This is a genomic window from Pedobacter metabolipauper (assembly GCF_004362715.1).
GTDB lineage: Bacteria > Bacteroidota > Bacteroidia > Sphingobacteriales > Sphingobacteriaceae > Pedobacter > Pedobacter metabolipauper.
Map to the genome: position 1 here is coordinate 110,131 of NZ_SNYC01000004.1, position 25,310 is coordinate 135,440.

At 39.7% G+C, this 25,310-nt stretch carries 25 protein-coding genes; 17 read left to right on the top strand and 8 right to left on the bottom strand.

All coding sequences use genetic code 11. The features are described 5' to 3' along the window. Positions 1–23: 23 nt before the first annotated feature. A complete protein-coding gene (locus tag ATK78_RS07055) occupies positions 24–392 on the bottom strand; it encodes a DUF3127 domain-containing protein (RefSeq protein WP_133575395.1) in 369 nt (122 codons plus the stop codon). A 72-nt stretch (positions 393–464) separates the two neighbouring features. On the opposite strand from ATK78_RS07055, the gene ATK78_RS07060 reads away from it, so the two are divergent. Further along, positions 465–1,658, top strand: coding sequence for a THUMP domain-containing class I SAM-dependent RNA methyltransferase (locus ATK78_RS07060; protein ID WP_133575396.1), 1,194 nt, complete (start codon positions 465–467; stop codon positions 1,656–1,658). On the opposite strand, the gene ATK78_RS07065 is transcribed toward ATK78_RS07060, so the two are convergent. The 3 genes from ATK78_RS07065 to ATK78_RS07075 all read right to left on the bottom strand — a co-directional run bounded on the left by ATK78_RS07065 (position 1,653) and on the right by ATK78_RS07075 (position 5,448). Next, complete coding sequence (locus ATK78_RS07065; RefSeq protein WP_133575397.1) at positions 1,653–3,899, bottom strand: peptidase domain-containing ABC transporter; 2,247 nt, start codon at positions 3,897–3,899, stop codon at positions 1,653–1,655. The genes ATK78_RS07060 and ATK78_RS07065 overlap by 6 nt on opposite strands. Continuing rightward, positions 3,896–5,098: an HlyD family secretion protein gene (locus tag ATK78_RS07070; protein WP_133575398.1), complete on the bottom strand. Its 1,203-nt coding sequence runs from the start codon at positions 5,096–5,098 to the stop codon at positions 3,896–3,898. The genes ATK78_RS07065 and ATK78_RS07070 overlap by 4 nt, the downstream gene beginning before the upstream one ends. A 116-nt stretch (positions 5,099–5,214) precedes the next feature. After that, positions 5,215–5,448, bottom strand: coding sequence for a hypothetical protein (locus ATK78_RS07075; protein ID WP_133575399.1), 234 nt, complete (start codon positions 5,446–5,448; stop codon positions 5,215–5,217). A 315-nt stretch (positions 5,449–5,763) separates the two neighbouring features. Between ATK78_RS07075 and ATK78_RS07080 the strand changes: the two genes are divergently transcribed. The 7 genes from ATK78_RS07080 to ATK78_RS07110 all read left to right on the top strand — a co-directional run bounded on the left by ATK78_RS07080 (position 5,764) and on the right by ATK78_RS07110 (position 11,798). Further along, a complete protein-coding gene (locus tag ATK78_RS07080; RefSeq protein ID WP_133575400.1) occupies positions 5,764–6,036 on the top strand; it encodes a helix-turn-helix domain-containing protein in 273 nt (90 codons plus the stop codon). Between the two features lie 39 nt (positions 6,037–6,075). Beyond that, on the top strand, positions 6,076–6,726 hold the full coding sequence (locus tag ATK78_RS07085) for an HD domain-containing protein (protein ID WP_133575401.1): 651 nt from the start codon (positions 6,076–6,078) through the stop codon (positions 6,724–6,726). Between the two features lie 136 nt (positions 6,727–6,862). Further along, the gene (locus tag ATK78_RS07090; protein WP_133575402.1) at positions 6,863–8,119 is read left to right on the top strand and encodes a putative DNA modification/repair radical SAM protein; all 1,257 of its coding nucleotides are present in this window, start codon (positions 6,863–6,865) and stop codon (positions 8,117–8,119) included. 3 nt (positions 8,120–8,122) lie between these two features. Next, a complete protein-coding gene (locus tag ATK78_RS07095) occupies positions 8,123–9,001 on the top strand; it encodes a TIGR03915 family putative DNA repair protein (RefSeq protein WP_243732513.1) in 879 nt (292 codons plus the stop codon). Positions 9,002–9,020: 19 nt separating this feature from the next. Continuing rightward, positions 9,021–10,046 (top strand): sensor histidine kinase, encoded by a 1,026-nt coding sequence (locus ATK78_RS07100; RefSeq protein WP_133575404.1) that lies wholly within the window; start codon positions 9,021–9,023, stop codon positions 10,044–10,046. Between the two features lie 87 nt (positions 10,047–10,133). Beyond that, positions 10,134–10,775, top strand: a complete 642-nt coding sequence (locus ATK78_RS07105) for a DUF47 domain-containing protein (protein ID WP_133575405.1) — start codon at positions 10,134–10,136, stop codon at positions 10,773–10,775. Between the two features lie 12 nt (positions 10,776–10,787). Next, the gene (locus tag ATK78_RS07110; protein WP_133575406.1) at positions 10,788–11,798 is read left to right on the top strand and encodes an inorganic phosphate transporter; all 1,011 of its coding nucleotides are present in this window, start codon (positions 10,788–10,790) and stop codon (positions 11,796–11,798) included. Here ATK78_RS07110 and ATK78_RS07115 read toward each other — a convergent pair. Beyond that, on the bottom strand, positions 11,795–13,117 hold the full coding sequence (locus ATK78_RS07115; RefSeq protein ID WP_133575407.1) for a carboxypeptidase-like regulatory domain-containing protein: 1,323 nt from the start codon (positions 13,115–13,117) through the stop codon (positions 11,795–11,797). The two genes, ATK78_RS07110 and ATK78_RS07115, sit on opposite strands and share 4 nt — an antisense overlap. After that, positions 13,110–13,688, bottom strand: coding sequence for an RNA polymerase sigma factor (locus ATK78_RS07120; protein ID WP_133575408.1), 579 nt, complete (start codon positions 13,686–13,688; stop codon positions 13,110–13,112). The genes ATK78_RS07115 and ATK78_RS07120 overlap by 8 nt, the downstream gene beginning before the upstream one ends. Positions 13,689–13,812: 124 nt before the next feature. Between ATK78_RS07120 and ATK78_RS07125 the strand changes: the two genes are divergently transcribed. The 6 genes from ATK78_RS07125 to ATK78_RS07150 all read left to right on the top strand — a co-directional run bounded on the left by ATK78_RS07125 (position 13,813) and on the right by ATK78_RS07150 (position 20,208). Then, on the top strand, positions 13,813–14,556 hold the full coding sequence (locus ATK78_RS07125) for a DUF4197 domain-containing protein (protein WP_133575409.1): 744 nt from the start codon (positions 13,813–13,815) through the stop codon (positions 14,554–14,556). A 42-nt stretch (positions 14,557–14,598) separates the two neighbouring features. Further along, positions 14,599–15,816: a DEAD/DEAH box helicase gene (locus ATK78_RS07130; RefSeq protein ID WP_208112323.1), complete on the top strand. Its 1,218-nt coding sequence runs from the start codon at positions 14,599–14,601 to the stop codon at positions 15,814–15,816. 18 nt (positions 15,817–15,834) lie between these two features. Further along, positions 15,835–17,115: a replication-associated recombination protein A gene (locus tag ATK78_RS07135; protein ID WP_133575410.1), complete on the top strand. Its 1,281-nt coding sequence runs from the start codon at positions 15,835–15,837 to the stop codon at positions 17,113–17,115. A gap of 63 nt (positions 17,116–17,178) precedes the next feature. Beyond that, complete coding sequence (locus ATK78_RS07140; protein WP_133575411.1) at positions 17,179–18,651, top strand: DUF5687 family protein; 1,473 nt, start codon at positions 17,179–17,181, stop codon at positions 18,649–18,651. A gap of 2 nt (positions 18,652–18,653) precedes the next feature. Then, positions 18,654–19,352 (top strand): ABC transporter ATP-binding protein, encoded by a 699-nt coding sequence (locus ATK78_RS07145; protein WP_133575412.1) that lies wholly within the window; start codon positions 18,654–18,656, stop codon positions 19,350–19,352. A 175-nt stretch (positions 19,353–19,527) separates the two neighbouring features. Continuing rightward, the gene (locus ATK78_RS07150) at positions 19,528–20,208 is read left to right on the top strand and encodes an OmpA family protein (protein ID WP_133575413.1); all 681 of its coding nucleotides are present in this window, start codon (positions 19,528–19,530) and stop codon (positions 20,206–20,208) included. A gap of 153 nt (positions 20,209–20,361) precedes the next feature. Here the strand turns inward: ATK78_RS07150 and ATK78_RS07155 are convergent, their stop codons facing one another. After that, positions 20,362–20,736: a hypothetical protein gene (locus tag ATK78_RS07155; protein ID WP_133575414.1), complete on the bottom strand. Its 375-nt coding sequence runs from the start codon at positions 20,734–20,736 to the stop codon at positions 20,362–20,364. A gap of 80 nt (positions 20,737–20,816) precedes the next feature. On the opposite strand from ATK78_RS07155, the gene ATK78_RS07160 reads away from it, so the two are divergent. Continuing rightward, the gene (locus ATK78_RS07160; protein ID WP_133575415.1) at positions 20,817–21,830 is read left to right on the top strand and encodes a Gfo/Idh/MocA family oxidoreductase; all 1,014 of its coding nucleotides are present in this window, start codon (positions 20,817–20,819) and stop codon (positions 21,828–21,830) included. Positions 21,831–21,832: 2 nt separating this feature from the next. Further along, positions 21,833–22,612, top strand: a complete 780-nt coding sequence (locus tag ATK78_RS07165) for a M90 family metallopeptidase (RefSeq protein WP_133575416.1) — start codon at positions 21,833–21,835, stop codon at positions 22,610–22,612. A 55-nt stretch (positions 22,613–22,667) separates the two neighbouring features. On the opposite strand, the gene ATK78_RS07170 is transcribed toward ATK78_RS07165, so the two are convergent. Continuing rightward, positions 22,668–23,657, bottom strand: a complete 990-nt coding sequence (locus tag ATK78_RS07170) for an alpha/beta fold hydrolase (RefSeq protein WP_133575417.1) — start codon at positions 23,655–23,657, stop codon at positions 22,668–22,670. Positions 23,658–23,744: 87 nt separating this feature from the next. Between ATK78_RS07170 and hutH the strand changes: the two genes are divergently transcribed. Beyond that, positions 23,745–25,235, top strand: a complete 1,491-nt coding sequence (gene hutH / locus ATK78_RS07175) for a histidine ammonia-lyase (RefSeq protein ID WP_133575418.1) — start codon at positions 23,745–23,747, stop codon at positions 25,233–25,235. Positions 25,236–25,310 lie beyond the last annotated feature (75 nt).

Below are 25,310 nucleotides of genomic sequence, written 5' to 3' on the forward strand. Positions count from 1 at the left end.
AATTTGTTTATTTAAAAAAGGTCTTAAAAAGGAAGATCATCATCCTCGCCCGGTGCGCTGTTTAAATCAGCTGGCGGTGCATATGCTGGTGTAGATGCTGCGGCAGCGCCATTTGTTAACGCATTGATCCGCCATACTACTAAACTGTTAAAATAAGAGGTCTTTCCGGCTTTATCTGTCCATGGACGACCACGTAAATTGAAGGAAACTTCTACATCATCACCTTGCTTTAAAGCATCAAACAAAGCCGTTTTATCTTGCAAAGCTTCAAACCTGATAAACTCAGGATAAGTAGGGTTTTCTGCATATTCTATAATAAGATCGCGTTTTTTAAAAGTCTCGCTCACCTGTTGTAATGCACCGATTTCATGCACTTTTCCTTTTATCTCCATAACAAATACTATTTTATTCTACTACGAAGTTCAAATCTCTATATTTTTATTGATAACTTCGTACAATTAATTATGCAAGTTTTCCACACAAAAAGTAAGGTTATTATAACCTGCAACAAGCGTCTTTCTACCTATTTACAGGATGAAGTTACTGCCCTGGGCTATACCATTGTAAGAGATTTTCCTACTGGGGTAGAATTGGATATTACGCTTTCCGAATGCATTAAGCTGAACCTTAACTTAAGGTGCGCCAGCCAGATATTATATTGTTTAAAGAGCTTTAAAGCTAATGATCCGGAAGAGTTGTACCGGGAATTGGTAGAAATGGCCTGGGAAGAACTGATCGATTTTTCAGGTTATTTTTCTGTAACTTCAAATGTGGATAACCCAACGATTACCACTCCGTTGTTTGCCAACCTGAAAGTTAAAGATGCCATTGTAGACCGCATCAAAGACAAGAAAGGTATTCGCCCAAATTCAGGCTCAGATGCCAATAAAGCAGTAGTTCATTTGTACTGGAAAGACAGTGAAGCTGACATTTTCATAGACACTTCGGGTGAAACCCTTGCTAAACATGGATATCGCAAGATACCTGGAAAAGCACCCATGCTGGAAGCATTGGCAGCAGGCGCTGTATTAAGCACAAAATGGGATCAAAAATCACCTTTTGTAAACCCAATGTGCGGATCTGGAACGTTAGCCATTGAAGCGGCATTGATTGCAACCAACCGCAGACCAGGCCTGTTTCGTATGAACTATGGTTTTATGCACATTCTGGGTTATGACGAAGAAGCATTCTTTGCTGAACGCCGGATCTTAAAAGAACAAGTCATAAAGAATATTGATCTGCAGATTATCGCGACTGACCTTTCTGAAGACGCTGTTGATGTAAGCCGTAAGAATGCCAAAACTGCCGGTGTTGATACCCTGATATCTTTTGAAGTGTGTGACTTTGCCGATACTAAAGTACCGGAAGGCGGTAAGGGCATCGTTATATTTAATCCGGAATATGGTGAACGCCTGGGTGTACACTCTAAACTGGAGTTGACTTACAAACGCATGGGCGATTTCATGAAACAGGACTGCAAAGGTTACTTTGGTTATATTTTTACCGGAAACCCTGATCTGGCAAAGAAAATCGGCCTCAAGGCTACGCGTAAAATAGAATTCTATAATGGCAAACTGGATTGCCGGATGCTTGAGTATGAATTGTACGATGGGACGAGAAGACCCGAAGGTGAAAGATTGGTAAAAGACGAGTTATAATACTTGTTTTTCCCACATTGCAGCATATGCTCCCTTTTTAAGGATCAAATCATTATGTGTACCTTCTTCAATTAATTCCCCCTGGTTTAATACTACAATTTTATCTGCATTAACCACCGTGCTTAAACGGTGGGCAATCAAAATGATGGTCTTTCCTTTGCTGCGTAACAGTTCAATGGCTTTATGTACATGTTCTTCTGCAGTAGAGTCAAGAGATGAAGTTGCCTCATCAAGGATCAGGATCTCTGGGTCCCGGTATAATGCACGTGCAATAGCCAGGCGCTGACGCTGTCCGCCGGATAGATTTGCAGCATTCTCTCCGAGATATGTATCAAATCCATTTGGTAGCTTTTCGATAAATTCGAGAATGCTGATCTCTCCGCATATGCGGATGATCTTTTTCATATCAGGCTCCATATCACCAATGGCAATATTTTCAATAACATTGCCGGCAAATAAGTGAACATCCTGAGGAACAACGCCAACAATTCTGCGTAAACTATGATTGGTAATGTACTTAATGTCATATTCTCCAATAAGAACACCCCCGGATTGTAGCGGATAAATATTTTGGAGCAGCGACAGCAGTGTCGTTTTACCCGAACCGCTTTCACCTACAATTGCTGTAATTTTACCCTTTGCTATATCTAATGTCAGATCTGCAAAAACAGTAACCCGTGTACCATACCTGAAATTTACTTGCTTAAAATGAATATCACCAATCATGTCTGCAGTCAGGTCTGTTTTGTTTTCTGTAGATTCTCTTTCCAGATCCATGATCTCAAACAACCGGTCAGCCGCAATCCTTGCATCCTGCATCACCTTGTTCATACCAATCAAACTGATCACCGGACCTGTAAAATAACCAATGATCGCATAAAAAGACAAAAGTTCTCCTGGGGTAATTAAATTATTGATCACAAATGTAGCTCCCGTCCACAATAATATCACCGAAAATAATCCCGATACAAAACCACTCATATTACCTACCCACAATGAATTGGTACCGGATGTGTAAATGGTACGAAGCAGATTAATGAAACGCATCTCTGTTTTAAGGTTCGAAAAATCTTCCAGGCCAAAACGCTTGATGGTACTTACTGAGTTTACAGATTCTACCAATTGGTTTTCAAGTTCTGCCGTTTTTTCCATAAGCTTACGCTGCGTTATTTTATTCAGCTTATTAGAAAAGTAATAGATCAATGCATAGAGGGGCACTACGGTAAGCATGATCAATGCGAGTTTCCAGTAATAGGTGAACATCAATACAAAGGAAAAGATTAGAATGAAAACGTTCACTAAAAACCCAACCAATACATCATTAATAAAAGCCCTGATCTTTACCGCATCATTCATCCTGGAGATGATCTCTCCCACACGCATGGTATCAAAAAACTGCTGCGGTAATTTCAGCAAATGTTTATAATAGCCAAGAATAAGCCGGGCATCAATCTGCTGACCGGTTTTGATGGTGAGCAATGTCTTTGCATGATTAATAAAGAGCTGCAGAAATATAATGGCGATCATCGCTGTACCCATCAGGTTCAGTAAATTCAGATTACCCTCTGGAAGTACATTGTCTACAATTTTCTGTAAAAAGATAGAAGTAGACAATCCCAAAATGGTATAAAATACAGAACCTATCAGCACTTGCAACAATATGCTGCGGTGTGGTTTTAGCAAATACAAGAATCGCTGTTCAATGCCCGCACGCTCATCACCACCTGAAAAATCATCACCAGGCAGCAACATGATCAAAACACCAGTCCACCTTTGCCTGAACTCCTCATGCTGGATCTTCTGGGTTTCGCCAAATGCTGGATCCATAATCTCAATATGCATGGTAGTTATCTTATATATAACCACGTAATGTGCCATATTATTCTGCACCACATGTGCAATTACAGGTAAAGGAATATTAAACAGGTTTTCGTAATCTCCTTTTACACCTTTTGCTGTAAAACCAATTTTCACAGAGGCCTCAATAAGGCCAAGTACATTGGTTCCTTTGGTATCTGTTGATGCAAATTGACGGATTCGTGCAATGGGAAGATCAAGGTTATAGAACACTGCGACTGATGCAATACAAGCTGCTCCGCAATCTGTAGCATCGTGCTGCTTAACATGGATTAATTTGTTCCTTTTACGCTCACTAAGTCTCTTTTTAATGGCAGCGATAATTGTCTTAAAGCGCTTAAAGCGCTCGAAGTTTTCAGCGTTCTCTACGTTCTCTACGCTCATAGACTGGTAGTTTGTTGTTTAGGATCGGTAATCACATTTGGATTTAACCAGTCATCGGCTTTATCATAAAGCAATTGAAAAAGGGTTCTGCTGGTTACAAAGAACCGGGCTTGCAAGGTCATCCCTTTCTTGATCTTACCCACATATCCATTCTTTAGCTTTAACTCATGCACATCTAATAAACACCGCACTTTAAAATAAGGTTGTTTTCCATTGTCCATAAAAATATCATTCGAGATAGACATTACCTTTCCGGTAACCATTCCCCACTGGTTATAGTTATAAGCGTCTATCTGGAATTTCGCCTTTGTACCTACCTTTAACAAACCAATGTCTTTAGGCAGAACGTAGGTCTCCGCAATTAACCCGGAATCGGGAGAGATTTCTCCAAGCAGTTCATTTGCACTAACCAGGCTGCCAGGCTGAATACCTTTTAGCTGCTGAACTGAGCCCGTTACTGCAGCACGAAGGGTATAGAATTCTTTTTCCTCACTGTACTGTTCATTTTGTGAAAGCAGCTCGCGGTTCTGAATCTTTAAAAGGTTTAATTCGGACTGCCATTTACTGCCTTGATCTTCAGCAATTAATGAAAGCTCATTATTAATGTTATCTAACTTTAGTTTCATCTCATCATATTCCGACGCTGAAACTGCCTGTCGCCGGTATAAATATAAGAATCGGTCATGGTTCTTCTTGGCAAGTCTTAACCGCGATCTTGCTTCCACAATTTTCTGCATGAACAGGCTATATTGCTGACTGAAAATACCAGACTCTAAATCAAGTCTCTTAGACCAATTATTCTTTTTATACGCATAGATCAATTTATTTAGGTCGGCCAGCTGAGCCTCAACATCAGATTGCTGCAATTCGACCAGGTCATTTCTTCCTTCAAGTGATTCTCTTTTGATCGTTAGAAGAACTTGTCCGGCTTTTACATGAGAATTCTCCTTGATAAAAACAGAATCAACCCGACCATTTACCAGTGGCTTAATATCATTTCTTTCTTCAAGCGGCCTAAACAAACCATTGCTTTTCACATTCACATCTACCTTAATAAAAAAAATAGCAAATATGACTATGGTCATCGCAACCAGAATGGTCTTATAGATAATCTGAGTAAAGGAGTTGTGGCTGTGAAAATGGAATTCCGCAGTATTTTCAATGATCTCCTGTGGAAAAATGTATTTATCCTGATCCATAAAATGATTTCGATTTATATACGAAATGAATTTAAGCCGGGTTTGGATTAAAAAGTAAAAGGGGGACATTCACATTAAATGTTCCCCTTTTTACAGATTTTAATTAATAACTGATCTTAGCTCTGCAGATTATTAAAAAGTCCACCGAGATCTAATCCAATTCCGTTACCTACAGAGAATGATGATTTAGAACGCTCATCGCCATCTTGCGTTTCGGTTGAGAATGACAATAAACTGCCTATTCCTATGGAACCTGTTAAACTGTTTGAACTTTGTGAATCATTACTTCCAAACAGTCCGCCACCATTGATCTGCGTCATTTCGTTTTGATTTAATTCTTGAAGTTTCATAATACAAATTATTAATTCTTGCCTGCTCTGTTATAGGTTTTCGGCTGTTTCCTCAATAAAGCATAAGTAGATGTTGCTTTTTGTTACTTAATTAACGACCATAAATAGCTAAAGGTTTTATTATCAATTCTTTTTGAAACAACAATAAAGAATAAGTTATCACTTGGAGTTGTATCAACTGAAATAATAATAAGTAACCAGATTGAATTTCGCGCATGTTCGAATGATTCATTTAAAGCCCTATAAATGCGGAAATGGAAATCTATGGCCTGTTTTTTTTCGTTAGTACAGCAATATGAATTAAATATCAATTTTATGGGTGACCAACTTGCCTCAAATGCTAAAGTTGTAGCGGGGAATATCAGGAAGATTAGGGAGTTTAGAAATTATACACAAGACTATTTGGCGGCAAAATTAGGTATCTCTCAAAATGCTTACAGTAAAATTGAACTGGGATATAGTAAAATAACTGTAGACAGACTGTTCCAGATCTCAAATATCCTGGAGATCGAGACCACCCAACTGATGTCACTTGACCATGCTGAATTTATACAAATCATTGCTCAAAATGGATCTTCCAGATCTTAAACGCTACAATTGAATTATCTTTGCTCCAAAAGCAATGCTATGGAGTTCCTTAAAGATCAAACAATAAAATTTGTTAAAGAAAAACTTGCCGGTGCAGAAGCCGGCCACGATTGGTTTCATATTGAGCGCGTCTATCACACGGCACTAAAGATCAATGAAAAAGAAAAAGGCAATGAATTGATTGTTGCCCTGGCTGCATTACTTCATGATATTGCTGACAGCAAGTTTAATGGCGGTGATGAAGAGATTGGACCAAGAATAGCCGGAGATTTTCTAAAAACGCTGAACCTTGATGATGAACTGATTAACCATGTGCAGCAAATAATTAAAAATCTGAGTTATAAAGCCAGTCTCGGTATGGTGAATTTTCATTCTAAAGAACTCGACATTGTACAGGATGCAGACCGGCTTGATGCCATAGGTGCAATTGGAATTGCACGCGCTTTTACTTACGGCGGCTATAAAAACAGGCTGATGTATGACCCTGAAATAAAACCAGTATTAAATCAGAGTAAGGAAGCTTATAAGAATTCTACTGCGCCAACTATTAACCATTTTTACGAAAAACTTCTGCTGCTTAAAGATTTGATGAAAACAAAGGAAGGAAAAAATATTGCAACCCAGCGTCATGATTTTATGCTGGCCTACCTTGATCAGTTCTTTTTAGAAGCTGGCAGTTACTCCCAGTAATAGTCCGGTTAATGCCAATATCTATACCTACCAGCATCAACCCGATCAACAAAATAGCTATAAGGAATATCTTTAATATGCTCATCGGCTAATATACTTAGTATTAATACTATATTTGTTAGCAAATATTTTATATATGTCTGAACGGATTAGGGAAAAACTAAATATATTGGCGGATGCAGCAAAGTATGATGTATCCTGTTCGTCCAGCGGCGGAACACGGAAAAATGACAATAAAGGATTAGGCAATAGCCACGCATCCGGTATTTGCCATACCTATACTGAAGATGGGCGCTGCGTTTCTCTTTTAAAGATCCTGTTAACCAATCACTGTATTTTCGATTGTGCATATTGTGTTTCCCGAAAGAGCAATGATATTGAACGTGCTGCCTTTACCGTGGAAGAGGTCGTATCACTGACCATGAATTTTTACCGTAGAAACTATATTGAAGGTTTATTTCTTAGTTCAGGGATCTTTAAAAATGCTGACTTTACTATGGAGCGGCTTGTTAGGGTAGTAAAAAAGCTTCGGCTGGAAGAACGGTTTAATGGCTACATCCATTTAAAGACCATTCCTGGAGCTAGCGATGAACTGATTAGAGAAGCCGGCATGTATGCGGACAGGATGAGCATTAACCTGGAGATGCCTACAGAAGCCGGATTAAAGCTGCTCGCTCCTGAAAAGAGTCACCAGGATGTGATCAAACCTTTAAGTTTTGTACAGAATCAAATTATCCAGTTCAAAGAAGAAAAGAAGCTGATCAAAAGTGTTCCTAAATTTGTTCCCGCTGGCCAAAGTACTCAAATGGTGATCGGTGCAACTCCGGAAACAGATAAGGATATTATGCAAACCGCAGATGCCTTTTACAGAAACTTTTCATTAAAGCGTGTTTACTATTCTGGTTATATTCCTATTAGTAATGACAACAGGCTCCCCGTTCTCGGTTCACAACCTCCATTGATCCGGGAAAACCGGTTGTATCAAACCGACTGGCTAATGCGCTTTTATGGTTTTCATGTCAATGAACTGCTCAATGATGCCAATCCGCATCTGGATATTGACATTGATCCCAAATTGAGCTGGGCCCTTAGAAACCTGCATCATTTTCCGGTCGACATTAATATCGTTTCTTATCAAATGATTTTGCGGATACCTGGAATTGGGGTGGGCTCCGCTAAAAAGATTGTACAGGCACGCAAGTTCGGTAAGCTTAGGATAGACCAGCTTAAAAAGATTGGTGTAGCGTATAACCGGGCCCGTCATTTCATTAAATGTGCAGATACTCCATACCAGCTAAAGGACTATCAAAGTACACAGATCAAGTCGTTTATATTGGCAGAAAGCCAAAGTAAGTATATTAAAAATGACGTAAATCAGCTCATTCTATTTTAGATGATAATTTACCTGATCGACGGAAGCCTGGAGGGTTTGCTTTGTGCCGTGTTCGAATGGTTTGAGCGCAAGCCAGGTCCTGTGATCTTAAAAACGGTTCAGCATTATCAGCCTGATGCTTTTATACAAACATTCCAGGTTGATAATGATCTAAATAAAGCTGACCGGGTTTGGAAAGGCCTGCAGCGTAAATTGGATAAGCGCTGGATCAGACATTTTTATTGTACCTTTTTGTCTGAACTGCCCGAGGCCTACTCCAGCTTATTTGAGTTTGCATGTTATATCTTTTCCAATCCGCCTGGCGCTGAAGCAAATTATGGCAATGCGCATGTCCTGGCCCTATCACAAACTGCGCATAAGGTTGAACGTGAAAAGCACCGCATGGAAGCTTTTATTCGATTTGAGCATACTGCCGATGGCATGTTTTATTGCGGCATTGATCCGGACTTTAACGTACTTCCCTTAATCATGAACCATTTTAAGAACAGGTATGCCGATCAGCGTTGGATTATTTATGATCTTAAAAGACATTATGGCCTGTATTACGATCTCCATATTGTTGAAGAAATACAAATGAAGAACGTTGAAAGCCCTGAGAACGTAGAGAATATCGAAAGTGCTGAGCATAAAGAAAATCCCCAAAGCATACAGATTCCAGGAAACCTTGAAGGTGCCTGTAGCACCGAAAATGAGACTACCAGCAAAGTATGGAGCAAACCAGCGAAAAATATTCGGTCTGACAAAGAATCTTTATATGCCATGCTTTGGAAGGATTACTTTAAAAGCACCAATATTGTGGCTCGAAAAAACACAAAGCTCCATATTCAGCATGTACCAAAAAGGTACTGGAAATATCTTACAGAAAAACGACAAGATTCATAAATATCTTGTAAATTGCCTTATGAAGTTAAGTGTTTTAGTGCTCATCACTGCGTTGGCCGTTGCCATCTCCATCAGTTTAGTAAATTTTTATTTTCAAAAAAGCCTGTATTATATGCTCATTGCATTTGGAGCGTCTTTTTTAACCAGTTTTGTAGTATTCTATTACCTGCTTGAAAAATACATCTACTCTAAAATTGTACTGATCTACAAGATGATACATAACCTCAAATTGGGTAAAGACCTTAAGGATGCATTGGGTGAATATGTAAGTTCAGACCCGATCAATGATGTAGAAAATGAGGTAAAAGAGTGGGCTGGTGCAAAAAAGCGGGAAATTGATGTCTTAAAAAAACAGGAACAGTTTAGAAGAGAGTTCTTGTCTAATGTTTCTCATGAGTTTAAAACTCCATTATTTGCTATACAAGGCTATATTGATACCCTGCAGGATTGCCTTATTGATGACCCTGAAACTGCAGCTAAATTTCTGGTTAAAGCAGCCAACAATGTAGAGCGGTTAAGCTATCTGATCAATGACCTGGACTCAATCTCTAAACTCGAATCTGGAGAAGTACCCATCAATTACCAAAAATTTGACTTCGTAGTACTCGCCAAAGAAGTAATGGAATCGCTTGAAGATAAAGCTTCAAAACGTGGAATCAAACTCAGCTTTAAAGAGAAGTATACACACCCTGCATTTGTAAATGCAGACCGTGAAAAAGTAAGACAGGTAATGATTAACCTGGTCTCAAATTCTATAAAATACGGTAAAGAGAATGGCTCTACCGCAATCAAGATTTTTGAACTTCACGATCAATACCTGATCGAAGTAACTGACGATGGTATTGGAATTGATGAAAAGCACCTTCCACGCCTGTTTGAGAGATTTTATAGAATCGATACCCACCGTTCCAGACAAGTTGGCGGAACAGGGCTTGGACTGGCAATCGTTAAACATATATTGGAAGCGCATCAGCAGATTATTTCCGTTAGAAGCACGCTTCAAATCGGAACTACATTTGCTTTTACACTTGAAAAAATAGGATAAATTACATTAAACTGTTTAAACTAGCGCAATCCTTAACACTAACTTAACATTGCAGTTCCTACTTTTGTATCATATTTTATAGATAAGATGAATAGTATTTTTAACTTCTTCACCCCAAAAGACAAAAAATTTCAGCCTCTGTTTGAACAGGCGGGAAGTAATGCTCTAAGAATTTCTGAAGCCTTATTACTTGCATTAACTGCAAGCGATGTAGAAAAAAGAAAAGAATATATTAAGGAGGTTGAACGCCTGGAGCATGTTGGTGATGACATTACCCATTCCATCTTCCTAGAACTAAGTAAAAACTTTATTACGCCCTTTGACAGAGAGGATATACATGCACTGGCTAGTGCCGTGGATGATATTGCAGATTATATTCATGCATCTGCCAGCAACATCGAATTGTATAACATCACCAATATTGGCGATGCCATGATTAAACTTGCTGAATTGCTTGTTGAAATGTGTACCGATTTGGAAAAAGCAATTAAAGAATTAAGAAGCTTTAAGAACATCCGCGTAATTGCTGATGCTTGTGTACGGATTAACAGCGGAGAAAACCAGGCTGATTATGTTTGTAACCTTGCCATTGCCCGTTTATTTGAGTTTGAAACGAATGCAATTGAACTGATCAAACAAAAAGAAGTGCTCCAAACTTTAGAAATGGCAACAGATAAATGTGAAGATGCGGCCAATGTGTTGGAATCTATCCTGGTTAAGAACGCTTAAACCTTTAAAAAAATGGTAACTACCTTATTGGTTGTTGTAATTGTCCTGGCAATTGCGTTTGATTATATTAACGGCTTCCACGATGCTGCAAATTCTATTGCTACCATCGTATCTACAAAAGTATTATCTCCTTTCCAGGCTGTGCTCTGGGCTGCATTGTTTAATTTTGCAGCATACTTCTATTTTACAGATCATAAAGTTGCCAATACCATTGCTAAAACAGTATTGGAAAACTTCATTACCCTTGAGGTAATCCTTGCCGGTCTGATTGCTGCAATTATGTGGAACTTATTTACCTGGTGGTTCGGAATTCCGTCCAGCTCTTCGCATACCCTGATTGGCGGCTTTGCTGGCGCAGGTATGGCTAAGGCTGCTTCCTTAGGTGTAAATATAATGTCGGCCATCAATTTAGCGCCAATTTTGAAAGTGGTTGCATTTATTGTTCTGGCACCAGTTATTGGTATGGTGATCTCTGTGGTTATTTCCATTATTATTCTTCATATTTCGAAGAACGCTCGTCCTTCCGTTGCAGAAAAATGGTTTAAAAGGTTACAACTCGTATCTTCTGCTGCTTTAAGCTTTACGCATGGTGGTAATGATGCCCAAAAGGTTATGGGTATCATCTATGTAGCTATGGTCGCATCTAATGTATTACAAACCGGAGATAAAATGCCCGAATGGATTCCGATCTCATGTTACGCTGCTATTGCGTTGGGCACCATGAGCGGTGGCTGGAAAATTGTTAAAACAATGGGTTCCAAGATCACAAAAGTAAATGCTTTTGAAGGTGTAGCTGCTGAAGCTGCCGGTGCGGTAACACTGGGCATTACAGAACATTTTGGTATCCCTGTATCTACTACCCATACCATTACCGGATCTATTGTCGGCGTTGGTTTATTAAAAAGGGTTTCTGCAGTTCGCTGGGGTGTTACTGTTAGCTTATTATGGGCATGGGTTTTAACGATCCCTGTTTCTGCTACTTTGGCCGCAATCGTTTACGGCATTATTCATCTGTTCTTTTAAAAATCTATCTTAACAGAAATACTGGAAGAAGCTGCTGATTTAGGCAGCTTTTTCCATTTCGGACCTTCCTGCACCAATCTGATTGCTTCTGCATTGTATTTATCGTCAATTCCGCTGATCACTTTAATATTTTCAGGATGGCCTCTTTTATCCAGTGTAAAATTTAAGAATACAGATCTTCCAATCTTTGGTGCTTTAGCATAACGGTTGTTCTTATTCAGATAATCATCAAACTTATCATGTTCCTTAGCGGGAACCCTGCCTTGTACAGATATACCTGAAACGTTGCCTGCAAGTGCTTTTGCAACATCAGAGGACTGGCTAGTTACCACAACCTCATTTAGCGAATTTCCATCTTCCTGCATCATGATCGTTAAAAGCTGACTCCCCGATTTCTTTGCCAATGCCTCTGCTTTTGTAAATCCAATATAACTTGCCACCAAGACAGGAGCTTTAAGAGCAGTATCAATAGTAATTAGAAATTCACCCTGGCTATTTGTTTGTACGCTAGTATTTGTACCTTTCAAGGTAACTGTAACGCCAGGTATTGGCTCACCATTATATTGCTCAACAACTTTGCCGGCAATTCCATTTTTTACCGGCTGCTCAGCTGCACGCATCACCGATACGGAACCAACAGATTCTTTCCTGGCAGATGTTCCAAAAGCAACAACGACAACCTCATTCAGACTGTTCGATTTAATTTCAGTAGCTGCCGCAACCTTAGTCTCTTTATCTGCTAAGCTATTTTCAACGTATGCAGATCTAGTCTCATTGGCACGAACTGCATTCTTTTTTGAATTTACCGCATAACTATTTTCTTTAGCCGCACGAATTGCCTGATCAACTGCAACCGCTGTATGATCTGCTGACGAAGACGCATTATTTTCTGGCAATTTAGCCGCAGCAATAACCGCTGCTTCTTTTACGCCACTGTCTAACGGCAAAGGAGCAATTACCACATCCACTTTTTTAGGGCGGTTTGCCACTGCTTGCTGATAGTTAACCTGTTTCATCCAGAACATAATACCAACCGATATAAACAATACTGCAGCTGTTGCAGCGATACTTAAACGCTGCCAGGTAATTACAGCAGTTTTTTTAGACGTTTGCTGAGTTGCAATGCGATCGTGCAGCTGTTTCTGAAGCAGGGAAATAGATTCCAGCGACCGCTTGGGCGACGCACTCAAGCCTGCCAACGCTTCTGCCACAAAAGGATCTTCAAGCGCTTCACGCTCTACCCTGTTCATGGCTTTAGAATCAAGCTTACCATCGAGATAATCTTCTAAAACTGCTATATCTAACCAATCATTATTCACCACTGTTCTTTTCTATACAAATTTTTAAGTTCCTTTTACCGTTCTGAATACTACTTTTTACTTTAAGCATATCATAACCGGTAAGATCTGACACTTCCTTATAACATTTCTCCTGCAAATAAAACAAATCTACACTGATGCGCTGCTCTTCAGAAAGGGTTTCCATGCACTTTTCCATGACCGTAAGCTTAGTCTCCTTTGTATCATCCATATCAAGATGCACAAAATCTGTGTTTTCCACAAAACTATCTTCCAATGAAATGGTTTTGTACTTCGAATTTTTACGAAGGATCGTTAAACAGTAATTGCGGGACAATACATGAAGCCAGCTTTTGAAGTTCTTAACCTCATGAACTTTAAGCTTTAGCACCAGCTCTTCAAAGATCTGCATAACCGCATCCTTGCTTTGCTCTTCATCTTTCAGATAGTTTAAGCAAACTCCAAATACGAGGTGCATATATTTGTTATAAAGCACGCCCAATACTTCCAGGTCGCCTGTGGCTTTATACCCGGTTATTAAAGCAGCATCATCCTGCTCCTGTATTTTGGCATTATTCTTTATAAACTTCAAGGGATCTAAAACATAATTTGCTCAAGTATAAAAATATTTTTTGATACTGTACCGAATTTCTTAAATATGCCCGATCAAAGCCAAACATGGCCGAAGTTTTGTTATCTTCATCGGAAAAACAATAATGAAAAATATAAGACTTCTTTGCCTGCCGCTAATTGCATGCTTTTTACTGAATAGCTGTGATGTTCAAAGCCAGGCCCGCATAGGTGATATACTGAAACAAATTCCTGCAGGTGGTAATCCTACCACGGCTGAGATCGGACTTGGAATTAAGCAGGCACTAGAGATCGGTACTTCGAACGGGGCAGATCAGCTTTCTGCTAAAGACGGCTTTTTAGGAAACCTGGCTGTAAAGATCCTTTTTCCACCCGAAGCTCAGAAAGTAGAAAAAACCTTGCGTACTATCGGATTTGGCTCACTGGCAGATAATGTAATTACCAGTCTAAACCGGGCTGCCGAAGATGCCGCCAAAGAAGCAAAACCTATATTTATCTCAGCCATTAAGCAAATGACCATTGCCGATGCCACCAATATTCTTCTTGGAAATAAGGATGCCGCAACCACTTATTTTAAAAGAGTAACTACGTCTCAGCTCATGGAAAAATTTAAACCGGTTATTTCAAGCAGCCTTACTAAAGTTGGGGCTACCAAGTATTGGGGCGATGCTGCCAGCCAATACAATAAGATCCCATTGGTAAAACCAGTTTCAACGGATCTGTCTGACTATGTAGCTCAAAAAGCGATAGAAGGAATGTTTATCCAGGTTGCACAGGAAGAGCTTAAGATCAGGGATAATATCGGGGCCCGCTCTACCACACTTCTGCAAAAAGTATTTGGTTACGCAGATAAGAATAAAACAAAATAAAAAGGGTACTTTTATACGGTAAAACTAACAACATAGAAGTAATTGGATTTTAAAGATTTTAATTTTAACCCGGAACTATTTGAAGGATTATTGGCAATGGGGTTTCGCAATGCAACGCCCATTCAGCAGGAAGCCATCCCACTAATTCTAGATAAAAAAGATTTAATAGCCTGCGCTCAGACAGGAACAGGAAAAACAGGAGCCTATCTTTTGCCAATCATGAACATGATTGCCGGAACTGAGGAACGACACAACAATACCCTGATCCTGGCTCCCACCCGAGAACTGGCCCAACAAATAGATTTGCAGGTAGAGGCTTTGTCCTATTTTACAAATATCAGCTCATTAACCGTATATGGTGGTGGCGATGGTATTGCGTATGAACAGCAAAAACGCTCCATGCGCGAAGGTGTGGATATTATCATTGCAACACCTGGCCGTTTGATCTCTCACCTGTCTTCCGGACTTTTAAAGCTGGATCAGCTTCAGCACCTTGTTCTTGATGAGGCAGACAGAATGCTGGACATGGGTTTCTATGACGATATTATGCGCATTGTTAGCTTTTTGCCTGAAAAGAGGCAAACTGTTCTTTTCTCTGCAACTATGCCACCTAAGATTAGAACATTGGCAGGTAAACTACTGCACAATCCGGAACAGATCAGTATTGCGATTTCAAAACCCGCTGCCGGTATTAACCAGCAAGCCTATATCGTTCATGATGAACAAAAAGTAAAATTGCTTACTGAACTCATGAAAAATGTGGAATATCCGAGTATCCTGATCTTTGCCTCCACAAAAGATAAAGTAAAAACATTAGGTAAAGTATTCCGCGGACTTGGTTTTAAAGCTGAAGCATTTCATTCTGATCTCGACCAAAAAGAACGGGAGAGCATTTTACTTGAATTTAAGAATAGAAGAGTTCCTGTGTTGATAGGTACAGATGTTCTTTCAAGAGGCATAGATGTTGAAGGAATCAGTTTGGTCATTAACTTTGATGTTCCGCATGATCCTGAAGATTATATTCACCGGATTGGAAGAACGGCAAGGGCTGCCACTACAGGCACCGCGATTACCCTTGTAAATGACAAGGACAAGCGTAAGTTTGCAAACATTGAAAAACTGATAGATAAGAAGATTGACCGCATGCCTTTACCTGAGCATCTGGGCGAAGCACCTTCAGAAACTGCTTCTGCAGCATCATCTGTAGGTCGTCCAAAAACCGATCAAAAACGAAAATTCTGGAAAAAGAAACCTAAGTAAAATTCATATCTTTACTTTATGCAGAACCTCCCTCCTTTAGCTGAACGTATGCGCCCCCAAAATCTCGATGAGTATGTTGGGCAAAAACATTTGGTGGGGCCAGAGGCTGTATTAAGAAAAGCGATACAAAGCAGTCAGCTTCCATCAATGATCTTTTGGGGTCCGCCGGGAGTTGGAAAAACTACGCTCGCATATATCATATCGCAAACACTGGACCGTCCGTTCTTTAATTTAAGCGCCATCAATTCTGGTGTAAAGGATATTAGAGAGGTTATTGACAGGGCAGCACAGCTTAAAAATAGCCTGATGGGGCTTCCCATCCTATTTATAGATGAGATTCATCGGTTTAGCAAATCTCAGCAAGATAGCTTACTTGGTGCGGTTGAACGTGGATTAGTCACTTTAATAGGGGCAACCACAGAGAATCCTTCTTTTGAGGTCATCTCTGCTTTGCTTTCCAGATGCCAGGTTTACATTCTTAAATCATTGGACGAAACCGAACTTTCCGGCTTGCTGCAAACGGCCATCAAACAGGATGTTGTGCTTAAAGAAAAGAAGATTACCATTAAGGAGCATGAAGCGCTGATCCGTTTATCTGGTGGTGACGCCAGGAAGTTATTAAATGTTTTAGAGATTGCTGTAAATGGAATTGGCGGCAATAAAATTGTGTTGACCAATGAAAATGTATTGGCACATGCCCAGCAAAACCTAGCCTTATATGATAAGGCCGGAGAGCAGCATTACGACATTATTTCTGCATTTATTAAATCTATACGCGGAAGTGACCCCAATGCTGCGGTATACTGGCTGGCAAGAATGATTGAAGGGGGTGAAGACCCGCTCTTTATTGCCCGCAGATTATTGATCTTATCCTCTGAGGACATTGGAAACGCAAACCCGAATGCTTTGCTATTGGCAAACAACTGCTTTACCGCAGTCAATGTCATTGGCTATCCGGAAGCCCGGATCATTTTATCCCAGTGCGTAACTTATCTGGCCAGTTCAGCAAAAAGCAACGCTTCTTACGAAGCCATCAACCAGGCGCAGGCGTTAGTAAGACAAACTGGAAACCTGCCCGTCCCGCTACACATCAGAAATGCGCCCACCAAACTGATGAAGAACATTGGCTATGGGAAAGATTATCAATACGCTCACGGTTATGCCGGAAATTTCTCTGCGCAGGAATATTTTCCGGATGAACTTAGCGGAACCAAACTTTATGACCCTGGTAAAAATGCCGCAGAAGAAAAAATGAGGGAAAAACTCAGGCACAACTGGAAGGACAAATATGGATATTGATGTAACAAAAGCAAAAATATCCAATCCTAATAAACAAATAAAGAATAACTACTAATACCTGATATGCTAAAAACCTTTTTAAGCCATCAACAAAAGTCATTTTGGCGCTCCCGAAATAAAGGAGGCAGCATAGCTGCACAAGTCGTACTCGGCTTTTTTATGCTTTATTTTCTAGCAATTGCCCTGGCTATTGGATTCGGGATGGCCAGTTTTCTACCAAAGATATTTAAAGACCAGGATGCCATTACCAGCTTTAATGGTTTAATCTTATACTACTTTGCCTTTGATTTTTTAATGCGGATGCAGCTGCAGGAGCTGCCAACATTAAGCATCATTCCTTACCTGCACCTTAAAGTTCCAAAACGGAAGATCATCCAGTTTCTGAATGCAAAGGCCATGTTTTCTGCATTTAACCTTTGGCCGTTCTTTATTTTTCTGCCATTCTGCTTTATCCATATACTATCGGCATACGGCGGCCTGACTACGCTGATGTACATTGTAGCCATCCTGTCTATCATGGTGTTTAACAACTACCTTGTATTATACATTAAAAGAAAATCCATTTCTAACATCATATATACTGTTATTGGTCTGGGTGTTCTTGCTGCGTTTGCTGCGCTGGAATATTACAAAGTGATTTCTATTATGAAAGCATCTGATGCCATTTTCGGCTCAATTGCTGCTCAGCCCTACTTAGGTCTGATCTTTACTGCAGCTGCATTCGGGATTTTTACAATCAACTCAACCTACCTGCGCAAGAACTTATATGTAGAAGAACTAAGTACGGCACAAGAGAAAAAGGTTAGTACAGATTATGCGTTTTTAAACCGCTTTGGAAAGGTCGGTGTCCTTGCAGCCTTAGAATTAAAATTAATTCTGCGGCATAAACGGTCGCGCTCAACAGCAATGCTTGGATTTTTGTTCCTGTTATACGGCTTCATCTTTTACAAAGAAAAGGCCATTGCCGGGAATGAGTTCGGGAAGATGATGTTCGGCGCAATCTTTATGACAGGTATCTTTATCATCACCTACGGACAATTCTTATTTGCATGGCAGAGCACGCACTTTGATGGTTTACTGAGCAATAAGATCAATTTTAAAGATTTTATAAAGGCCAAATTCCTGTTGTTCACCATCGCATGTACGCTGGTAACTATACTGGCCAGCTTTTATGGGTTTTTAAGTCCTAAATTACTATTGCTTCATGTAGCTACCTATCTGTATAATGTAGGGTTCGGAATCGTAGTTGTCCTGTATTTGGGCACCATGAACTATAAAAGATTAGACATTACAAAAAGTGCAAGCTTTAATTACCAGGGTATGGGAGCAACGCAATGGATTCTTGTTCTGCCATATGCATTAACGCCTATTCTAATTTATTTACCTTTTGGGGCATTAAATATGCCTTATGTAGGTCTAATGGTTCTTTCTGCATTTGGATTGATCATGCTGCTGATGCGTGGGTTTTGGGTAAATTATATTACCAAAAGATTTGAACAACAACGATATAAAATGTCTGAGGGTTATAGAGAATAATTATGATTTTAGAAGTTAACAATTTACAGAAAATTTATGGCGGTAAAACTGTTGTAAATATTGAGAACATACAAATTCAACAAGGAGAAACTATTGGTTTGGTCGGTAATAATGGTGCCGGTAAAACTACCTTTTTCCGTATGCTTCTGGATCTGATTCGCCCTTCACAAGGTACGATCTTATCAAAGGGAGAAAATGTAATGCAGAGCGACGCCTGGAAAAACTATACCGCATCATTTTTAGATGAGGGTTTCCTGATCGATTATTTAACTCCGGAAGAGTATTTCACATTTATAGGAAGCCTGCACGATTTAAGCATAGCTGATGTAAAAGCATACCTGGCAAAGTATGCTGATTTTTTTAATGGTGAGATCTTAAATAGCGGCAAGTATATCCGCGATTTTAGCAAGGGCAATCAGAATAAGATTGGAATTGCTGCTGCATTGATGCAGGATCCGGAGTTCTTAGTGCTGGATGAGCCCTTTGCAAATCTTGACCCTACTACACAGATCAGATTAAAAACCCTGATAAAAACATTAAAAACAGAACGTACAATGACCACATTAATTTCCAGTCATGATTTAAACCACGTTACTGACGTGTGCGACCGGATCATTCTGTTAGAGAAAGGTATTGTGATTAAAGATTTTCATACGGATGAGAATACATTAAAAGAACTGGAAGCCTATTTCTCAGAATAAAATCAAATTTTAAAATAAAACAATTGTACTGAATTTTAGTCGCCCTCAAAGGATCTTTAATGTCCTTTGATCTTATGTGCGCTGGCTAAATTCATTATTTGCAACAATAAAAATACAAAAGGCTAAAACTGGCACTACGTTTGATTAACACCGGATGTAAATAAATAAAAATATTATGATTACTTCAAAATTTAAAATAGCAACATTTAGTATAGCATTATCAATTGGTGCAATGGCATTTCAAGGATGCGATAGTTTAACAAAAACACAAAAAGGCGCAGGTATCGGTGCTGCTGCCGGTGGTGTAATTGGTGCTATTATTGGTAAAAAAGCAGGTAATACTGCAGTAGGTGCTGTAATTGGTGCTGCTGTAGGTGGTACAGCTGGTGGATTTATTGGAAAAAGAATGGATAAACAAGCCGCAGAAATCCAGAATGCAATTCCGAATGCAGAAGTGATCCGTGAAGGTGAAGGTATCATTGTAAAATTTGATAGTGGTATTCTATTTGGCTTTGACAAAGCAGACTTAACAGCACAGGCTAAAACTAATGTTCAGTCACTAGCAAGCTCATTAAATCAATATCCTGGAACGGATATTAAGATCATAGGTCATACAGATAATAAAGGTACAGAATCTTATAACATGGGGCTTTCTGAAAGAAGAGCCGCTGCAGTTAAAGCTTATGCCGTTTCACAAGGTGTTCCTTCATCACGTTTGATCACTTTAGGTAAAGGATTCTCTGAGCCAATTGCTGATAATGCAACTGAAGACGGAAGATCTGCCAACCGTAGGGTTGAGGTAGTAATTGTTGCCAATGACCAATTGAAAAAAGAAGCCCAGGCTCAAGGAAAATAATCTATATCATCTACCTATAAAAAACAAAACCCGGTACACCATGTGTATCGGGTTTTTTATTAGACGTAGTTTTTACGATATTCTCAACTTATAACGTTCTCAACGTTTTTCTAACGCTCCGGGGACACTTTCTGAATGTTCTATAAACGTTCTCTAAATACTTTCTGAATTACTACCGCTTTCTTCGCCATAGATATCTTCAAAATAGTGTATAGCAAGTGATTTTAGGAGAAGTTCCTGTTCCATCATTGCAAAAGAAGGCACAGGTTTTACCAGGTTCCAATGCGGCCATCCATCCTGGTCAAGACCTTCTAATTCATAGAAACCCATTTCACTTAATAATCTGCAGGTAGCAATATGCATCAGTTCTTCTTTCTGTCGCTTGCTGTACTTCCCTGGTCCTTTTCCAAGTTCCTGTACACCAATTAAAAAAAGAACAACCTTAAGATCGGGGATATCTGAATCAAATTCATGAGCAATCTTTTGCTGTAAGACTTTCCATTTTGCATGTGTTTCTGCAGGTTTCATGATACAAAGATACAATTACGAAAGAAGCTTTATTGCAATAAAATGTAGCGTTTAGTAAAGTGATTTACTATTTTTAGCCTATGAACAAAGAAATCGTAACAGGCTTAATGGCCTATGGTATGTCTGGGAAAGTTTTTCATGCGCCTTTTATACATGCGCATCCCGGCTTTAAATTACATGCAATAACGGAACGAAATCAAAAAAATGCAAAGAACGATTATCCCGGGATAATCAGCTACAACACGCTGGATGAGCTTTTTGATGATGAAGCCATTGAACTCATGATCATCAATACCCCAAATTACACGCATTTTGATTACGCTGTAAAGGCATTAAATGCGGGCAAACATATATTGGTTGAAAAGCCTTTTACAGCAACATCTGCTGAAGCAAAGGAATTATTTAGCCTGGCCGAACAGGTAGGTAAAAAGATCTTCTTTTACCAGAACAGAAGATGGGACAGCGACTTTACTGCGGTACGACAGATTATTGAAAGCGGCAAATTGGGCAAGCTCAATGAAGTTCATTTTCGATATGACCGATACCGTGCAACCATTGGTATTAAACTATTTAAGGAAGAACCAATAGCAGCAAGCGGTTTGATGTACGACCTTGGACCGCATCTTCTGGATCAGGCAATAAGTATTTTTGGTAAACCAGAATCATTCCATAAAATTTTAGGAAAGAACCGCAAGGATACTAAAGTGGATGATTACTTCTCTATTCACCTGAGTTATCCGGACAGTGTCAATGTATTTGTGCATTCGAATATGCTGGTTGTTGATGCCCTTCCTGCTTTTGTGTTAAATGGTACCGACGGATCTTTACAAAAGGTTAGGGCCGACGGTCAGGAAGAGCAACTGCTAAAAGGAATGAAGCTTAATGATGAAGCATATGGATTCGAAGCTGAAGGTACAGCCGGAAAACTTACCTTGATTGATGAGCAAGGAAACAAAACTGTTCATCCGGTTCCTTCTTTAAGAGGCAGCTATCTGCCGTTATTTGAAGCCATTTACCAAAGCATTGTTAATGATATTGACTATCCGGTTACACAGGAACAGGTAATTACACAATTGGAGATCCTGGAGGCTTAAGCATGTCATACATCCTGATCACCCTGTTTGTCATTGTGGCTTTTTACATATACAGGGGTTATCAATCCCGTTCAAAGAACAATGTGATATTAACCAGCTCTGATAAAAAGATCTTATCAGACTATGTTCACTTTTACCGTGAACTTGATGAGCAAAAGAAAGTAACTTTTGAAAATAAGATCGCAACTTTTCTCAGTTATATCCGCATAGAAGGGGTTGGTATCGTTATTGGTCCATTGGATAGACTCTTAGTTGCTTCAAGTGCTATTATTCCAATATTTGGATTTGACAAGTGGAAATACAATAACTTAACAAACGTTTTGCTTTATCCAGACACCTTCAATAAAGACTTCCAGTTTGAAGGTGCTGAACGGCAAATTATGGGCATGGTTGGAGAAGGCTATATGAATGGGCAAATGATCTTATCCAGATCTGCCTTGTTACTTGGATTCTCAAATGCAGCAGATAAAGAAAATACAGGTATCCACGAGTTTGTTCACCTGCTGGATAAATCTGATGGGGCAACGGATGGCATTCCTGAAAACCTCATGAAACATGAATATACATTACCATGGATAAAAATGGTCCATCAGGAAATGCAGCGCATTGAAAAGGGAAAATCAGACATTAACCCTTATGCCATTACCAATGAAGCAGAATTCTTTGCTGTGGTTTCTGAGTATTTCTTTGAAAAACCCGATCAGTTCAAAAAGAAACATCCGGAGTTATATGAAATATTAGCACAAACATTTCTACAGGACCCGGTACAACAAAAAGCATGATCTAAGTACTGCAAAATGCTTTAAGCTCCTGGAACATTCCGTGAACTTAAAGCATTTATAAACTTCCCAATAGGGCCACAGTAAATTCTGTCGGGATCTCAATGTGCGGAATGTGACCACAGCCTTCAAACTCTATGATTTTCGCTCCTGGAATCTTAGCAGCAGTCTGTTTACCTAAAATATTATACAAGCCATGGATAGCCTGCTGATCAGGTGTTAAAAGCCCCTTGCCAACAATGGTACGGTCTTGCTTGCCAATGAACAGAACGGTTGGAACCTTTATATTATAAAACTCATAAACAACGGGCTGCTCATAGATCATGGTAAATGTCATGGCAGCAATCTTTGCATACCGTGGAAAATCAGCACTAAAAGTTACCCCCCCAGCAACATTAACCAAAGTTTCGTATTCAGGCTTCCATACGGTAAAGTAGGAGCTTTGATAATATTTTCTAACGCTTTCTATAGTAGACTTCAATTCTGTTTTATACTGTTGTTCTGTACTTACGTATGGAACAAAATTGCGGTAATCTTCTAAACCGATAGGATTCTCTAACAATAGCTTTTCTGTAACTTCCGGATACATCAATGCAAAACGCGTGGCAAGCATTCCACCCATGGAGTGCCCCAGGATATTTGCTTTTTTAATACCCAGTGTATCAAGCAACGCTTTATTCCAGCGCGCCATTTGATGAAAGCTGTAGTGGATAAATGCTTTTGATGATTTACCAAACCCGATCTGATCCGGAACCACTACCCTAAAACCTCTGCTCGTTAACGCTTTGATCACATCTTTCCAGTAGTAACCACCAAAATTCTTTCCATGAAAAAGAACTACCGTTCTACCATTGGCAAGCTGTGTTGGGGCAATGTCCATATAGGCCATACGCAAATCCTGACCTTCTGTCGTTACCGGGAAAAATTTTACAGGGTAATCGTATTTTACATTCTCAAGGGTAATCGATAATGTGTCTGCTTTTTGAGCGAAGGCAGTAGATAAAGTGCAAAGCGAAACAAGAGCAACGCGTAATAGTTTCTTAAACATAGTTAATTTTTAAAGAGAACAATAAATGGGTATTGAAAGTTCTAAACTTAAGCATTATTTATATTTTTGTTAAAATATAAACTGAGAATGGGTACTTATCTGATTGGAATTGAAAGGTTAGACCTTAACCTGATCTCTAAAATTATTACGGAACAGACGGCGATAAGATTATCAGATATCGCTATTGAAAGAATAGAAAAGTGCAGAAGATACCTCGATGACAAGCTGGCGAATCACGATGAACCCATTTATGGGATAAATACAGGTTTCGGTTATTTACAGCACGTAAAAATTGAAGACCAAATGTTATCTCAGCTCCAGCATAACCTGCTTTTATCTCATGCCTGTGGCACCGGCGAAGAAGTTCCTGAGAAAATTGTCAGACTGATGCTGCTGCTTAAGATACAATCCCTGAGTTATGGACATTCCGGAATAGCGCTTGAAACCATACAGCGGCTGGTAGACTTTTACAACCACGATATTCTTCCGGTAATTTATACACAAGGTTCATTAGGCGCCTCCGGTGATCTGGCACCTCTTGCACATCTCGCATTACCTTTAATTGGCGAAGCAGAAGTTAGGTATAAAGGGCAAAGAACGAGCACAAAAGAGTTATATAAAGAACTGGGTTGGCAGCCGCTTACGTTAAAGTCTAAGGAAGGCCTTGCATTAATAAACGGCACCCAATTTATGAGTGCATATGGCGTTTATTGCTTAATTAAATCCAATGAGCTTGCTTTATGGGCAGATGCCATTGCAGCAGTTGCTATAGATAGCTTTGATTGCCGGATAGACCCTTTTCACCCGCTTAGTCATTTGATCCGTCCGCATGCCGGACAAATTCAAACCGCAGAAAGCATCAGCAGCTGGCTTAAAGGAAGCGAGCTGATTGATCAACCCGGGAAACAAACACAGGACCCTTATTCCTTTCGCTGTGTTCCACAGGTGCACGGCGCAAGCAAAGACAGCATCCGTTACATTCAATCTGTATTCGAAACAGAGATCAATTCGGTAACCGACAACCCGAACATTTTCCCTGATGAAGACCGGATCATTTCTGCCGGCAATTTTCACGGACAGCCTTTGGCACTTACTTTAGATTTTCTATGCCTGGCACTGTCAGAATTTGGCTCCATATCAGAACGCCGTACTTTCCAGCTGATCTCAGGACAGCGTGGTCTGCCTCCATTCCTGGTTAAAAATGCGGGATTAAATTCAGGGTTGATGATCGCACAATATACTGCGGCTTCCATTGCCAGTGAAAACAAGCAATTGTGCAGTCCTGCATCCATAGATAGTATTGTTTCCAGCAATGGGCAGGAAGATCATGTAAGCATGGGGGCTAACGCAGCTACAAAATGCTTAAGGGTATTAAACAACCTAGAACGTATTCTGGCTATCGAGTTATTAACCGCAGCACAAGCACTGGATCTTAGAAAGCCGCTTAGATCATCCATACGAATTGATGAACTGATAAACGCATATAGAGAGGTGGTTTCGTTTAATGATGCGGACCGGCTCATGTCTGCAGACGTTGCTTCAACAATTACCTTCATGCAAAAAAAGAGGCTCTTTTAAATTTATGACATTCAAAAAATCAGGATCTCAAAGAATCAGGACCGGGTTCTTATGACATAAAATTAAAAAAACCTC

Coding starts and splice junctions, on each gene's coding strand:
- ATK78_RS07055 (WP_133575395.1), bottom strand. CDS start 392: ATGGAGATAAAAGGAAAAGTGCATGAAATCGGTGCATTACAACAGGTG.
- ATK78_RS07060 (WP_133575396.1), top strand. CDS start 465: ATGCAAGTTTTCCACACAAAAAGTAAGGTTATTATAACCTGCAACAAG.
- ATK78_RS07065 (WP_133575397.1), bottom strand. CDS start 3,899: ATGAGCGTAGAGAACGTAGAGAACGCTGAAAACTTCGAGCGCTTTAAG.
- ATK78_RS07070 (WP_133575398.1), bottom strand. CDS start 5,098: ATGGATCAGGATAAATACATTTTTCCACAGGAGATCATTGAAAATACT.
- ATK78_RS07075 (WP_133575399.1), bottom strand. CDS start 5,448: ATGAAACTTCAAGAATTAAATCAAAACGAAATGACGCAGATCAATGGT.
- ATK78_RS07080 (WP_133575400.1), top strand. CDS start 5,764: ATGGGTGACCAACTTGCCTCAAATGCTAAAGTTGTAGCGGGGAATATC.
- ATK78_RS07085 (WP_133575401.1), top strand. CDS start 6,076: ATGGAGTTCCTTAAAGATCAAACAATAAAATTTGTTAAAGAAAAACTT.
- ATK78_RS07090 (WP_133575402.1), top strand. CDS start 6,863: ATGTCTGAACGGATTAGGGAAAAACTAAATATATTGGCGGATGCAGCA.
- ATK78_RS07100 (WP_133575404.1), top strand. CDS start 9,021: ATGAAGTTAAGTGTTTTAGTGCTCATCACTGCGTTGGCCGTTGCCATC.
- ATK78_RS07105 (WP_133575405.1), top strand. CDS start 10,134: ATGAATAGTATTTTTAACTTCTTCACCCCAAAAGACAAAAAATTTCAG.
- ATK78_RS07110 (WP_133575406.1), top strand. CDS start 10,788: ATGGTAACTACCTTATTGGTTGTTGTAATTGTCCTGGCAATTGCGTTT.
- ATK78_RS07125 (WP_133575409.1), top strand. CDS start 13,813: ATGAAAAATATAAGACTTCTTTGCCTGCCGCTAATTGCATGCTTTTTA.
- ATK78_RS07135 (WP_133575410.1), top strand. CDS start 15,835: ATGCAGAACCTCCCTCCTTTAGCTGAACGTATGCGCCCCCAAAATCTC.
- ATK78_RS07140 (WP_133575411.1), top strand. CDS start 17,179: ATGCTAAAAACCTTTTTAAGCCATCAACAAAAGTCATTTTGGCGCTCC.
- ATK78_RS07145 (WP_133575412.1), top strand. CDS start 18,654: ATGATTTTAGAAGTTAACAATTTACAGAAAATTTATGGCGGTAAAACT.
- ATK78_RS07150 (WP_133575413.1), top strand. CDS start 19,528: ATGATTACTTCAAAATTTAAAATAGCAACATTTAGTATAGCATTATCA.
- ATK78_RS07155 (WP_133575414.1), bottom strand. CDS start 20,736: ATGAAACCTGCAGAAACACATGCAAAATGGAAAGTCTTACAGCAAAAG.
- ATK78_RS07160 (WP_133575415.1), top strand. CDS start 20,817: ATGAACAAAGAAATCGTAACAGGCTTAATGGCCTATGGTATGTCTGGG.
- ATK78_RS07165 (WP_133575416.1), top strand. CDS start 21,833: ATGTCATACATCCTGATCACCCTGTTTGTCATTGTGGCTTTTTACATA.
- ATK78_RS07170 (WP_133575417.1), bottom strand. CDS start 23,657: ATGTTTAAGAAACTATTACGCGTTGCTCTTGTTTCGCTTTGCACTTTA.
- hutH (WP_133575418.1), top strand. CDS start 23,745: ATGGGTACTTATCTGATTGGAATTGAAAGGTTAGACCTTAACCTGATC.